Annotated in this window: 11 protein-coding genes; 8 read left to right on the top strand and 3 right to left on the bottom strand. The window is 70.5% G+C overall.

Annotation, left to right across the window (positions count from 1 at the left end):
* The first annotated feature begins 52 nt into the window (after nt 1-52).
* The 5 genes from AB0L37_RS21940 to AB0L37_RS21920 all read left to right on the top strand — a co-directional run bounded on the left by AB0L37_RS21940 (nt 53) and on the right by AB0L37_RS21920 (nt 5,107).
* Entirely contained in the window at nt 53-1,417 is a 1,365-nt protein-coding gene (locus AB0L37_RS21940) for a phosphomannomutase/phosphoglucomutase (protein ID WP_365507854.1), read from the top strand.
* Nucleotides 1,418-1,519: 102 nt separating this feature from the next.
* On the top strand, nt 1,520-1,690 hold the full coding sequence (locus AB0L37_RS21935; RefSeq protein ID WP_018533654.1) for a Trm112 family protein: 171 nt from the start codon (nt 1,520-1,522) through the stop codon (nt 1,688-1,690).
* A 33-nt stretch (nt 1,691-1,723) separates the two neighbouring features.
* Nucleotides 1,724-2,851, top strand: coding sequence for an SIS domain-containing protein (locus AB0L37_RS21930; protein ID WP_365507851.1), 1,128 nt, complete (start codon nt 1,724-1,726; stop codon nt 2,849-2,851).
* Between the two features lie 43 nt (nt 2,852-2,894).
* Nucleotides 2,895-4,046: a mannose-6-phosphate isomerase, class I gene (gene manA, locus AB0L37_RS21925; RefSeq protein ID WP_365507849.1), complete on the top strand. Its 1,152-nt coding sequence runs from the start codon at nt 2,895-2,897 to the stop codon at nt 4,044-4,046.
* Between the two features lie 83 nt (nt 4,047-4,129).
* Nucleotides 4,130-5,107 (top strand): cation diffusion facilitator family transporter, encoded by a 978-nt coding sequence (locus tag AB0L37_RS21920; protein ID WP_365507846.1) that lies wholly within the window; start codon nt 4,130-4,132, stop codon nt 5,105-5,107.
* Nucleotides 5,108-5,187: 80 nt separating this feature from the next.
* Here AB0L37_RS21920 and lepB read toward each other — a convergent pair whose 3' ends face one another.
* Both lepB and AB0L37_RS21910 read right to left on the bottom strand, forming a co-directional pair.
* Nucleotides 5,188-5,790, bottom strand: a complete 603-nt coding sequence (gene lepB, locus AB0L37_RS21915; protein WP_365507844.1) for a signal peptidase I — start codon at nt 5,788-5,790, stop codon at nt 5,188-5,190.
* Between the two features lie 125 nt (nt 5,791-5,915).
* Entirely contained in the window at nt 5,916-7,985 is a 2,070-nt protein-coding gene (locus tag AB0L37_RS21910) for a fructose-specific PTS transporter subunit EIIC (RefSeq protein WP_365507841.1), read from the bottom strand.
* 436 nt (nt 7,986-8,421) lie between these two features.
* On the opposite strand from AB0L37_RS21910, the gene ahcY reads away from it, so the two are divergent.
* Both ahcY and AB0L37_RS21900 read left to right on the top strand, forming a co-directional pair.
* Nucleotides 8,422-9,885, top strand: coding sequence for an adenosylhomocysteinase (gene ahcY / locus AB0L37_RS21905; protein WP_365507838.1), 1,464 nt, complete (start codon nt 8,422-8,424; stop codon nt 9,883-9,885).
* A 223-nt stretch (nt 9,886-10,108) separates the two neighbouring features.
* The gene (locus tag AB0L37_RS21900) at nt 10,109-10,723 is read left to right on the top strand and encodes a hypothetical protein (protein WP_365507836.1); all 615 of its coding nucleotides are present in this window, start codon (nt 10,109-10,111) and stop codon (nt 10,721-10,723) included.
* 27 nt (nt 10,724-10,750) lie between these two features.
* Here the strand turns inward: AB0L37_RS21900 and AB0L37_RS21895 are convergent, their stop codons facing one another.
* Nucleotides 10,751-11,695: an RDD family protein gene (locus AB0L37_RS21895; protein ID WP_365507833.1), complete on the bottom strand. Its 945-nt coding sequence runs from the start codon at nt 11,693-11,695 to the stop codon at nt 10,751-10,753.
* Between the two features lie 105 nt (nt 11,696-11,800).
* Here AB0L37_RS21895 and AB0L37_RS21890 point away from each other — a divergent pair, with 105 nt between their 5' ends.
* Entirely contained in the window at nt 11,801-12,808 is a 1,008-nt protein-coding gene (locus tag AB0L37_RS21890) for a stage II sporulation protein M (RefSeq protein WP_365507830.1), read from the top strand.
* The last annotated feature ends 552 nt before the right edge of the window (nt 12,809-13,360 follow it).

Genomic DNA, 13,360 nt, shown 5'->3' with positions numbered 1-13,360 from the left:
GGCCAGGTAGTTTGTGGGGTCCGTGCAGGACTTCAGGAGGGCTGGACCGACCGTGGCTGCTGATCTGTCGACGATCGTCAAGGCGTACGACGTGCGCGGAGTGGTCCCGGACCAGTGGGACGAGGAGCTCGCCGCGCTCTTCGGTGCCGCGTTCGTGCGCGTGACCGGCGCCGACGCGATCGTCGTCGGGCACGACATGCGCCCCTCCTCGCCCGGCCTCACCGGCGCCTTCGCCCGCGGCGCCGCCGCCCTCGGCGCGGACGTCACCGAGATCGGCCTGTGCTCCACCGACCAGCTGTACTACGCGTCGGGCGCGCTGAACCTGCCCGGGGCGATGTTCACGGCCTCGCACAACCCGGCGCAGTACAACGGCATCAAGATGTGCCGGGCGGGCGCCGCCCCGGTCGGCCAGGACACGGGCCTCGCCGAGATCCGCCGCCTCGCCGAGGAGTGGAGCGAGTCGGGCGCCCCCGAGCCCGCGGCGACGCCGGGCACGATCACCCGCCGCGACACCCTGGACGACTACGCGGCGTACCTGCGCGGCCTCGTCGACCTCACCTCGATCCGGCCGCTCAAGGTCGTCGTGGACGCGGGCAACGGCATGGGCGGGCACACCGTCCCGACCGTCTTCGCCGGGCTGCCGCTCGACCTCGTACCGATGTACTTCGAGCTGGACGGCACGTTCCCGAACCACGAGGCGAACCCGCTGGACCCGGCGAACCTCGTCGACCTCCAGGCCCGGGTGCGCGCCGAGAGCGCCGACCTCGGCCTCGCCTTCGACGGCGACGCGGACCGCTGCTTCGTCATCGACGAGAACGGGGACCCGGTCTCCCCGTCCGCGATCACCGCCCTGGTCGCCTCCCGCGAACTCGCGAAGAACGGCGGCAAGGGCACGATCATCCACAACCTGATCACCTCCTGGTCGGTCCCCGAGGTCGTGAAGGAGAACGGCGGCACACCCGTGCGCACGCGCGTGGGCCACTCCTTCATCAAGCAGGAGATGGCCACCACCGGCGCGATCTTCGGCGGCGAGCACTCCGCGCACTACTACTTCCGCGACTTCTGGAACGCGGACACGGGCATGCTCGCCGCCCTGCACGTGCTGGCCGCCCTGGGCGGCCAGGAGGGCCCGCTCTCCGCGCTCGTCTCCTCGTACGACCGCTACGTGGGCTCCGGCGAGATCAACTCCACGGTCGCCGACCAGGCCGACCGCCTCACCGCGATCAAGGCCGCGTACGGCACCCGCGACGGCATCACCCTGGACGAGCTCGACGGCCTCACCGTCAGCGCGGCCGACTGGTGGTTCAACGTCCGCCCGTCGAACACCGAGCCGCTGCTGCGCCTGAACGCGGAGGCGCGGGACGCCGCGACCATGGCGAAGGTGCGGGACGAGGTCCTGGCCGTCATCAGAGCCTGAGAGCCCCACCCGGCCCCTCGCCACCCCAGCCCCCGCCCGGCACCCCGGCGGTAGGCTGACCAGGTCACCCCCAAGATGTCCACAGCCCCGAAGGGAACCCCCATGCCGCTCGAAGCCGGCCTCCTGGAGATCCTCGCCTGCCCGGCCTGCCACGCCCCCCTCAAGGAGGCCGACGCCGAGCTGATCTGCACCGGCAAGGACTGCGGCCTGGCCTACCCGGTCCGCGACGGCATCCCCGTCCTCCTCGTCGACGAGGCCCGCCGCCCCGCGTAACCGCAGCTCCCCGCAAGCAGGAGGCCGTACGCCATGTTCGACGAATCGCTCCTGGACGACCCGGAGGCGCTGGCCAGAGCCGACCGCCGAGGCCTGCTGCGCGGCGCCGCCGAAGCGGGCGCCCGCGTCCGCACGGCCGCCCGGCACGCGACGGAGGCCGGTGTCGCCGAGCTGAAGCCCGACGGCCGCCCGCGCGCGGTGCTCATCGCGGGCCCCGGCACCGCGGCCGTCGGCGTCGCCGAATTCATCGGCCGCCTCGCCGGGGCGTCCTGCCCGGTGGTCCGGCTGCGCCCCACCGGCGTCGCCCCCGCGTCCGGCGCCCTGCGCTGGGACCTGCCCGGCTGGGCGGGCCCCGTCGACCTGCTCCTGATCGCCACCCCGGACGGCTCCGAGCCGAGCCTCTCGCTCCTGGTCGAGCAGGCCTACCGGCGCAGCGTCACGGTCGTCGCCGTCGGCCCGTCCGGCTCCCCGCTGACCGAGTCCGTCGCCGGCGCCCACGGCCTGTTCGTCCCGATGGCGACCGCCCCGTACGAGCAGGACGAACCCGACGCGGCCTCCGCGCCCGGCGCCCTGTGGGCCCTGCTGACCCCGCTGCTCGCGCTCCTCGACCGCACCGGGCTGCTCTCCGCGCCGCCCGAGATCCTGGAGAAGGTCGCCGACCGCCTCGACAAGACCGCCGAGCGCTGCGGCCCGGCCATCGCCACGTACAGCAATCCGGCGAAGACCCTCGCCTCCGAGCTCGCCGAGGCGCTCCCGCTGATCTGGACCGAAGGCGCGGCCGCGGGCCCGGCGGGCCGCCGGTTCGCCGCCGCCATCGCCGAGCTGGCCGGGCGCCCCGCGCTCGCCGCCGACCTGCCCGAGGCGATGCCCGCCCACGGCGCGCTCCTGGTCGGCGACCTCGCCGCCGGCGCCGACCCCGACGACTTCTTCCGCGACCGCGTCGAAGAGGTGCAGATGCTGCGCGCCCGCGTCGTCCTGCTCCGCGACCGGCCGACCGGCGGCCTCTCCGCCGCCCCCGCGGCCCGCGAGCTCGCCCTCTCGCACGACACCGCGATCAGCGAGCTGGAGCCCGAGGAGGGCAGCGACCTGGAGACGCTCGCGGAGCTGATCGCCGTCACGGATTTCGCCGCCGTTTACCTGGGCCTCGCCTCCAGAGCGTGATCTGGACCCCCGCCGCCCACCGCCGCACGGAGTAGAAGACCTCATGGACCGCCTCACCAACACCGTCCGCCCCTACGCCTGGGGCTCCACCACCGCCATCCCGCACCTCCTCGGCACCGAGCCGACCGGCGAACCCCAGGCCGAGATGTGGATGGGCGCGCACCCCGGCGCCCCCTCGCACACCCCGCGCGGTCCGCTGAACGAGGTCATCGACGCGGACCCGGCCGCCGAGCTCGGCCCACCGGCCGTGGAGAAGTTCGGCCCCCGCCTGCCCTTCCTCCTCAAGCTGCTCGCCGCCGGCGCCCCCCTCTCCCTCCAGGTGCACCCCGACCTCCAGCAGGCGAAGGAGGGGTACGAGGCCGAAGAGGCGAAGGGCGTCCCGATCAGCGCGCCCGACCGCAACTACAAGGACGCCAACCACAAGCCCGAACTCATCTGCGCGCTCACCGAGTTCGACGGCCTGTGCGGCTTCCGCGCGCCCGAGGAGGCGGCGAAGCTCCTCGAAGGCCTCGGCGTCGACAGCCTCAAGCCGTACGTGGATCTGCTGCGCGCCCACCCCGAAGAGGCCGCGCTGCGCGAGGTCCTCACCGCCGTACTGACCGCCGACCGCGACGAGATGGCGCGCACCGTCACCGACGCCACGGCCGCCGCCCAGCGCATCGGCGGCGCCTACGAGCCGTACGCGGGCATCGCCCACCACTACCCGGGCGACCCGGGCGTCATCGCGGCGATGCTGCTCAACCACGTGCGGCTTCAGCCCGGCGAGGCCCTGTTCCTCGGCGCCGGCGTCCCGCACGCGTACCTGAACGGCCTCGGCGTCGAGATCATGGCCAACTCCGACAACGTCCTGCGCTGCGGCCTGACCCCCAAGCACGTCGACGTCCCCGAACTGCTGCGCATCGTCCGCTTCGAGGCGACCGACCCCGGCGTGCTGCGCCCCGAGGCGTCCCCGGACGGCGAGGAGCTCTACGACACGCCCATCGACGAGTTCCGCCTCTCGCGCTTCGTCCTGCCCGCGGGCGGCGCCGCCCACGACCTGACCGCCGCGACCCCGCAGATCCTGCTCTGCACGGCAGGCACGGTACGGGCGGGCGACCTCGCCCTCGCACCCGGCGAGTCCGCCTTCGTCCCGGCGGGGGAAAAGGCCGAAGTGTCCGGAGAGGGCACGGTTTTCCGCGCGACGGTCGTGGCCTGAGCGAACGATGTGGCGTCCCGTGCTGCAACAATGACCCACCGCTGCACGGGACGTACACCGTACGAAGGGACACCGGGAACAACATGAGTGCTTCAGGCGGAGCAAAGGCGATCGTTGCGGCGCTCGCCGCCAACCTCGCGATCGCGGTCGCGAAATTCGTGGCGTTCCTCTTCAGCGGCTCCTCGTCGATGCTCGCCGAGTCGGTCCACTCGCTCGCCGACTCGGGAAACCAGTTCCTGCTCCTGATCGGCGGCAAGAAGGCCCAGCGGGAAGCGACGCCCCAACACCCCTTCGGCTACGGCCGCGAGCGGTACATCTACGCCTTCCTCGTCTCGATCGTCCTCTTCTCCGTCGGCGGCATGTTCGCCGTCTACGAGGGCTACGAGAAGATCAAGCACCCGCACGAGCTGGAGCACTGGTACTGGCCGGTCGGCGTCCTCGTCTTCGCGATCATCGCCGAGGGCTTCTCGTTCCATACGGCCATCAAGGAATCGAACGTCCTGCGCGGCAAGCTCAGCTGGGGCCAGTTCATCAAGCGCGCCAAGGCCCCTGAGCTGCCGGTCGTCCTCCTGGAGGACTTCGGCGCCCTCATCGGTCTCGTCCTCGCCCTCTTCGGCGTCGGCCTGACCCTCGCCACCGGCGACGGCGTGTGGGACGGCATCGGCACGCTCTGCATCGGCCTCCTCCTGATCGCCATCGCGATCGTCCTCGCGCTGGAGACCAAGTCGCTGCTGCTCGGTGAGTCCGCGGGCCTGGACGAGGTCGCGGCGATCGAGAAGGCGGTCGTCGACGGCGACACCGTCACCGGCCTGATCCACATGCGCACGCTCCACCTCGGCCCCGAGGAACTCCTCGTCGCCGCGAAGATCGCCGTCCAGCACGACGACACCGCCGCCGAGGTCGCCCGCGCCATCAACGAAGCGGAGGCCCGCATCCGCGCCGCCGTCCCGATCGCCCGCGTCATCTACCTCGAACCGGACATCTACAGCGAGTCGGAAGCGGCCAAGGGCCCGGACCCGGAGGCGACCCCCGGCGGCCCGACGCCGACCGCGGAGCACTGAGCGGGTTCTCACAGCGGTACGGGGATGGGGGCGGGGAGTTTCGAACTCCCGCCCCCATCCCCGTACCGCGACCGCTCACGTCACTTCGTCAGCGACCGGCCGGCCGTCCGCAGGCGCGCTTCCCGCCGCCGCGCCGCGCCCGCCGCGATCCCGCAGCAGAGCCCGCCGAGCGCCACGCCGACCCCGGCCAGGCCGCCGGCCACCGCGCCGAGCACCGGCCGCACGAACCCATCCGCGACCCGCCCCCGCACGGCATCGAACGGCACCGATCCGGCGTGGTCGCTCGCGAAGCAGCGGTTGTCGTACGAGTCCACGCGGTGGTCGCCCGTCAGGAACAACCGCCCGCGGGGGAGCCGTACGTCGTACGCGGGCCCGCCGTTCGCCTCGCCGTCCTTCACGTACGGCTCCGCCAGCGCCTTCCCGTTCACGAGGGTGGGCCCCGACAGCCCGCCGCCGTGCGCGACCCGCTCCCCGCCGAGCCCGACGACACGCTGCAACACGGGCTGCCCGCGGTACCGGCCGGGCACCGCGTGGAGCACCACGTCACCGCGACGCACCTCGTCCCCGCCCGCCCGCTCGATGAGCACCCGGTCGCCGGTCGTGTACGTGGGAGACATGCCGGAGCTCGATACGACGACGCTGCCGTACGTCGTCCCCAGCCACACCACGGACACGACAAGCACCGACAACCCCAGCGGCCCCAACACCCAGGCAGCCCAGGCCAGCCGGCGCGCTCTGTCACTCGTACCGTTCCCTCCCCGCACCGCCCGCGGACGGAGCGGCGCGGGGAGAGGCTGACGGCAGCGGACTACTTCACCTCGGCGAGGACGGCCATGATCGCCGCCTCGTCCGGCGCGGACGCGAGCCGCGCGCGGAACTCCGTGTCCATCAACTTCCGCGACAGCAGCGCCAGAATCCGCAGATGCTCATCCCCGGCGGCCGCCTCCGGCACCGAGATCATGAAGATGAGCTTCGCCTTCGTCCCGTCCAGCGCACCCCACTCGATGCCCTCGGCGGACCGCGCGAACCCGACGACCGGAGCCGTCACGGCGTCCGTCTTGGCGTGCGGGATGGCGATCTCCTCGCCGAGCCCGGTCGTCCCCTGCTCCTCGCGCCGCAACGCGGTGCGCACGAGCTCCTCGACGTCGGCGACCTTCCCCGTACGAGCAAGGAGTCCGGCCATCTCACGGATGGCGGCCTCCTTCTCGCCGGCGTCGAGCCGCACCTTCACGGTCTGCTCGGTGAGGTAACCGGAAAGCACCTCGGGCTCGTCCGCCACCGCCGCCGGGGCAGTGACCTGCGCGGCGGCCACGGCACCCTGCGCCGCGCTCCCGGCCGCACCGGCCCCGACACCGACACTCGCGAGCGCGGGCTCCGGACCGGCCGGAACGCTCAGCACGGCCTCGCCGCGCCGCTTGCGCTCACTCATGTCGACCAGCACGACCGTGGTCAGCGCGGTCACGACCGAGCCGATGGCGACAGCCACGAAGAACATCGGTACGCCACCGACCGCACCCAGCACGGCCACGATCGGCCCGCCGTGCGGCACCGCGTCCTCCACACCGGCCATGCCCGCGATGGCACCGGCGACGGCGCCACCGAGCATGTTGGCGGGAATGACCTGCGCGGGCCGCGCCGCGGCGAACGGAATGGCGCCCTCGGAAATCCCGAAGCAGCCCATGAACAACGCCGCGAGCCCGGTCTCCCGCTCCTGCTCGGTGTACAGCCGCTTACGGATCAGCGTGGCGAGCCCCTGCCCCAGCGGCATCACGGGGATGGCGGCGGCGCACATACCCATGACGGTCTGGTTGCCGGTGGCGATGAGCCCGGCGCCGAACAAGAACGCCGTCTTGTTCACCGGCCCACCCATGTCGAACGCGATCATCAGCCCGAGAATCGCGCCGAGCAGGATCGCACTCGTCCCGGTCATCCCGCTGAGCCAGCTCGTGAGGTGCTCGAACACCCACGAGATCGGCTTGCCGATGACGTAGATGAAGAACAGGCCGAGCGCGGTCGTCGACACGATCGGGATCACGATGATCGGCATGATCGGCTGGACGAACTTCGGGACCTTGACCTTCTTGATCCACAGCACCAGGTAACCGGCGAGGAAGCCGGTCACGATCGCACCGATGAATCCGGCGCCCGCCTTGGAGTCGTACAGATCACCGGTGTTGGCGATCCAGCCGCCGATCATGCCGGGCACGAGGGCGGGACGGTCGCCGATGGCGTACGCGATGTAGCCGGACAGGATCGGCACCATCAGCGTGAAGCCGATGACCCCGATCTGGTTCACATGCATCCAGAACGAGTCGGGCGGGATGACGAGCCCGCCCTTGGGGTCGGTGTGGCCGCCCAACGACAGCGAGATGGCGATGAGCAACCCACCCACCACCACGAACGGAATCATGTAACTGACGCCGTTCATCAGCGCCTTGTACGCGAGGCTCCGCTCCTTGCCGCCTCCGCCGGACGACGACAGCGGCGCGGCGCCGCCGCCCCCGCCTCCCGCCCCGTGCACGGGCGCGCTCTGCACCTGCTCGATGAGCCGCTCCGGGTGGCTGATGCCCTCGGACACGCCGACGGACAGCACCCGCTTCCCGACGAACCGCGCGCGGTCGACGTCCTTGTCCGCGGCGATGATGATGCCGTCCGCGGCTTTGACATCGTTGTCAGTCAAAACATTCTCAGCGCCGATGGAGCCCTGCGTCTCCACCTTCATGTCGATACCGGCGGCGTCCGCCGCCTGCTGCAGCTTCTCCGCCGCCATGTAGGTGTGCGCGATGCCGGTCGGACAGGCGGTCACCGCGAGCAGCTTCAACTTCTTGCGCTGCTCAACGGCCCCTCCGCCCGTGTGGGGGTCGGCCGGACTGGTCACGTGGCTCTCCTTTGTGCCTTCGCCTTACAAGACCGCGCAAACGTTCGCGCCCTTTCTCGCATCCTGCAACACGTAGGCACAGGATCAAAAGTTCAAAGGTCCCGAATTGCCCTTACTTGTGCCACTCATGCCGTCACGGATCGGACGACGGAAACCAGCCACGCCCTTGGGCCGCCCCGGCAGGGACGGGGTGGGGCCGACTGGGCCGATCGGTGTAGATTCGTAACGAGCCAGACGTCGCTGCTGATGGCGGTCGGGCGGCCCGCACGACGGGTCGTCCGAGGGAGAGAGGGCCTCCGACGGACTGCGCTGCGAGTATCGGAGGACACCTGTGTCCGACGACGCCCGCAGACCAGCCATGCGCGATCCCGAACCGGGGAACGCGCACGACAGCCCACCTCGACCGACTGCAACTGCACCGAGGAGCAGCTCACTTATGACTTCTGTCGCCAACCGACAGGACCAGGACTTCAAGGTCGCCGATCTCTCCCTCGCGGCGTTCGGCCGCAAGGAGATCACCCTCGCCGAGCACGAGATGCCCGGCCTGATGGCGATCCGCAAGGAGTACGCGGCCACGCAGCCGCTCGCCGGGGCCCGTGTCACCGGGTCCCTCCACATGACGGTCCAGACGGCCGTCCTCATCGAGACCCTCGTCGCCCTGGGCGCCGAGGTCCGCTGGGCGTCCTGCAACATCTTCTCCACCCAGGACCACGCCGCGGCCGCCATCGCCGTGGGCCCGAACGGCACGCCGGACAACCCCCAGGGCGTCCCGGTCTTCGCCTGGAAGGGCGAGACCCTGGAGGAGTACTGGTGGTGCACGGAGCAGGCCCTGACCTGGCCGAACACCCCCACCGGCGGTCCGAACATGATCCTCGACGACGGTGGTGACGCCACCCTCCTCGTCCACAAGGGCGTCGAGTACGAGAAGGCCGGCAAGGTCCCCTCGGTCGACACCGCCGAGTCCGACGAGCACCGCGTCATCCTCCAGCTCCTGAACGACACGATCTCGAACGGTTCGCAGAAGTGGACCCAGCTCGCTTCCGAGATCCGTGGTGTGACGGAGGAGACCACGACGGGTGTTCACCGTCTGTACGAGATGCAGCGTGAGGGTTCCCTCCTGTTCCCCGCGATCAATGTGAACGACGCGGTGACGAAGTCGAAGTTCGACAACAAGTACGGCTGCCGTCACTCGTTGATCGACGGCATCAACCGCGCCACGGACGTTCTCATCGGCGGCAAGACCGCGGTCGTCTGCGGCTATGGCGATGTGGGCAAGGGCTGCGCGGAGTCGCTGCGGGGCCAGGGTGCCCGTGTGATCGTCACGGAGATCGACCCGATCTGCGCGCTGCAGGCGGCGATGGACGGTTTCCAGGTCACGACGCTCGACGAGGTCGTCGACAAGGCGGACATCTTCGTCACGACGACCGGTAACAAGGACATCATCATGGCGTCCGACATGGCCAGGATGAAGCACCAGGCGATCGTCGGGAACATCGGTCACTTCGACAACGAGATCGACATGGCCGGCCTGGCCCAGATCCCGGGCATCGTGAAGGACGAGGTCAAGCCGCAGGTCCACACGTGGACGTTCCCGGACGGCAAGGTCATCATCGTGCTGTCGGAGGGGCGTCTGCTGAACCTGGGCAACGCGACCGGTCACCCGTCGTTCGTGATGTCCAACAGCTTCGCGGACCAGACGCTGGCCCAGATCGAGCTGTTCACGAAGCAGTCCGAGTACCCGACCGACGTCTACGTGCTGCCCAAGCACCTGGACGAGAAGGTCGCCCGTCTCCACCTGGACTCGCTCGGCGTGAAGCTGACGACGCTCCGCCCCGAGCAGGCCTCGTACATCGGTGTCGAGGTCGACGGCCCGTACAAGCCGGACCACTACCGCTACTGAGCACCACGCTCACGGCACCGCAGCACCCCGTCGGCCCCGCCGCTGACGGACGCTGACTGACAGGACAGGCCCCCGCACCCCCGTGCCGGGGGCCTGTCCCGTACCCGGTCGCACCGCTGGCTACGGTGGACACGTCCTTCGACGCCCGCCCGCCCCGCACACGGTCACGTGCCCGCGCCGGTGGCGGCCGTCATCAGGCCAGACAGAGGACTCCACGAACCCCATGCCCCGCGGCCGATATTCGCTCCACGATCCGCACGATCACACCCCCCTCGGCGAAGAACACTTCCACTGCGCACCCGGCCCTTCCGGCTGGCGCTACGTAGCCCAACGCACCACCCCCTCCGGCGATCACTCCGGCTCGATCGACCTGGCCCTCGACGAACTCGGCCGCCCCATCCGTCTCGAACTCAACGCCGCGAGCTGGCAGGTGAGGGGCGCCGCCCTCGACGGCGTCACCTGGGTACGCACCGACCCCACCGGCGCCCACGCGACCGAAGGAAACGCCCCCGCGCACGCGTTCACCGGCACGTCCCCCGCGTTCCTCATCGCCACCACGCGACTGCTGAACCTCACCCCCGCTTCCCCCTCGACCCGCGTCCGCCTCGTCGCTCTCACGGATCCCGTCCTGGCACCCCGCACCCTGGACCAGTCCTGGACCTTGCTGAAAAGCGAAGCACACGCCACTGACAACGGACCCCTGGTCGTGGACGAATACCAGGTCACAGCCCTGGACACGGGGGAGCAGCACACCGTTCACATCACCGGCGACGTGGTCCTGGCGGCCCCCGGCATCGAGCTCGAACACCTCGAGACCCCGCCGTCGACGTTCACCTGACGCCGCCGCCCGGCCCCCGCCGCGCTGTCACGCCGGCGGCACGAACCCGGTGCCCGACGGCTCCGGCCCCTCAGGCCGCGGAGCGGGGGAGGGCGCGGCTGCCGGCGGCGCGTAAGGGGGGAACGGCGTCGGGGCAGCAGTCGCCGGAGGACCGTACGGTCCCGTACCCGGAGCCGGCGGAGCCGCCGCAGGAGGCACAGGCGGCACCGAACCGCCGTAGGCCCCGGCCCCGAACGCCCGCTGGGCCTCACGGGCCTGCCGCTCGTGCATCACGGCGGCCAGGAACGCGGCGGGCGGTACATCGGCCGGAGCCGGGGCACCGGTGTGCGCCGCGAGATCCGTCGCGAGCCGGGCCGCCATCCCCCATCCCACCTGCGGATCCAGCTGCCCCATCCGCGTGAGGTACTGACGCACCGCGAGCCACAGCCCCTCCGGCACGGCGGACAGATCCAGCTCCGCGAACCGCCCCACCAGCCACGGCGGCGGAGGCGGCACGAACGCGGTCTGCCCGGTCGGCACCCGCTCCCGTACGACGAGCGTCCCCGCGAACACGTCGCCGACCCGCCGGCCCCGCGCGGAGACCAACGAGGCGATGCACGCCACGACCCCGAACGTCATCAGGATCTCGACGACCCCGACAGCCCCTCGCACAAGCGCATGCCGGAACCGGATCGGCCCACCGTCGTCCCGCACGACTCGCAGCCCGCACGCGAGCTTCCCCAGAGACCGCCCATGGCTGAGCGTCTCCACGGCGATCGGAATCCCGACGAGCACCAGCAGGAACGTCGCCACGGCGATCGCGGCGGCAGCGGCGTCGTCCAGCGACGCGGTGGCCGCGACGATCCCCAGCGTCACGACGATGTACACGACGAACGCCACCACGAGGTCGATGAGCACGGCGAGCGCCCGGCTCGGCAATTTCGCGGGCCGCAACTCGAGGGCGACCGCCTCACCCGTCACCAGCTCACTCACGCCGGCCACCCACCCTTCCCTGACCTGCCCTAGGAACCGCCAGTCTGCCAAGCTGAAGGCACATCGCGCCGCACAGGTGCCGGAAAGCGAGGAGCAGCAGACCGGATGGACCTCGACGTCTTCGTGTCCGCCCACCGGGCGGAGTGGGACCGCCTGGACGCCCTGCTGCGCCGCCGACGCCGACTCAACGGCGCCGAAGCGGACGAACTGGTGGCCCTGTACCAACGCACGGCCACCCACCTCTCCCTCGTCCAGTCCAGCGCCCCGGACCCCCGCGTGATCGGCCGGCTGACCCAACTCGTCGCACGCGCGCGCAGCGCGGTCACCGGCACCCGCCGTGCTTCATGGCGCGACGTCACCCACTTCCTCACCCAAGGATTCCCGGCAGCGGTCTACAAGGCCCGCCACTGGTGGGTCCCCACCGCGCTCCTCTCCACCGCGATAGCCGCCCTGATCGGCTGGTGGATCGGCACGCATCCTGAAGTGCAGGCCTCCATAGCCGCCCCGGCGGCGCTCCGGGACATGACCCGCCCCGGCGGCCAGTACGAGACGTACTACTCGAGCCACCCGGCGGCCTCCTTCGCAGCCCAGGTCTGGACGAACAACGCGCAAGCCGCCGCGATGTGCCTGGTCCTCGGCATCTTCCTGGGACTCCCGGTCCTGTGGATCCTGCTCCAGAACATGCTGAACGTGGGGGTGGGCATCGGCCTGATGACCTCCGCGGGCCGCCTCGACACCTTCCTCGGCCTGATCCTCCCGCACGGCCTTCTGGAGCTGACGGCCGTCTTCGTAGCCGCGGGCACGGGCCTCCGCCTGGGCTGGACCGTCATCGATCCCGGCCCGCGCACCCGCCGCACCGCCCTGGCCGAAGAAGGCCGCGCGGCCTTGGGCATGGCCATCGGCCTGGCTCTGGTCCTCTTCATCTCCGGCGCCATCGAAGGCTTCGTGACCCCGTCGGGCCTCCCCACCTGGGCCCGAATCGGCATCGGCATCGCAGCGGAACTCGCCTTCCTCGCGTACGTCTATGTCCTGGGCGGCCGAGCCGTGCGCGCCGGCGAAACAGGCGACCTCGAAGCAGTAGAACGCAGCGCGTCTCTCCCCACAGCGGCTTGATGTGCAGTCACGGCGTCTGACCTGCTAGTCTCCTCTTCGCCCCGGAAAGGCCGTTGACACGGTCAGGACGGGGAGGTAGATTCGAACAGTTGCCCCGAACTCGACAAGCTCGGCTGCAACGGTTAGCATCTAGCGCGCTTCACGAAATAACATTGATTCGCGAAGCCCCCGATTAATCGGAAATCGAGAGCCGGTCAGACCGGCCCAAAACTTCTGATAAAGTCGAAACCGCCGAAAGGCAAAGGCCCTCCAACGGCCACCGGAAATGAATTCCGAACCGGAAACGGAACGGAAAAAGGATCTGGTAAGGTTGGAAACGCAAGACCGAAGGGAAGCGCCCGGAGGAAAGCCCGAGAGGGTGAGTACAAAGGAAGCGTCCGTTCCTTGAGAACTCAACAGCGTGCCAAAAATCAACGCCAGATATGTTGATACCCCGTCTCCGGCCATTCGGCTGGGACGAGGTTCCTTTGAAAAAGTCCTGCCGGTCTTCACCGGTCGGTAGGCGCACAGCGAGGACGCTGTGAACCGGGAGATTATTCCTCTCCTGGTTCC

Origin of the sequence: Streptomyces sp. NPDC052225 (assembly GCF_040679615.1) — a bacterium.
Taxonomy (GTDB): domain Bacteria; phylum Actinomycetota; class Actinomycetes; order Streptomycetales; family Streptomycetaceae; genus Streptomyces.
This window is presented reverse-complemented; position numbering and strand designations above follow the sequence as displayed.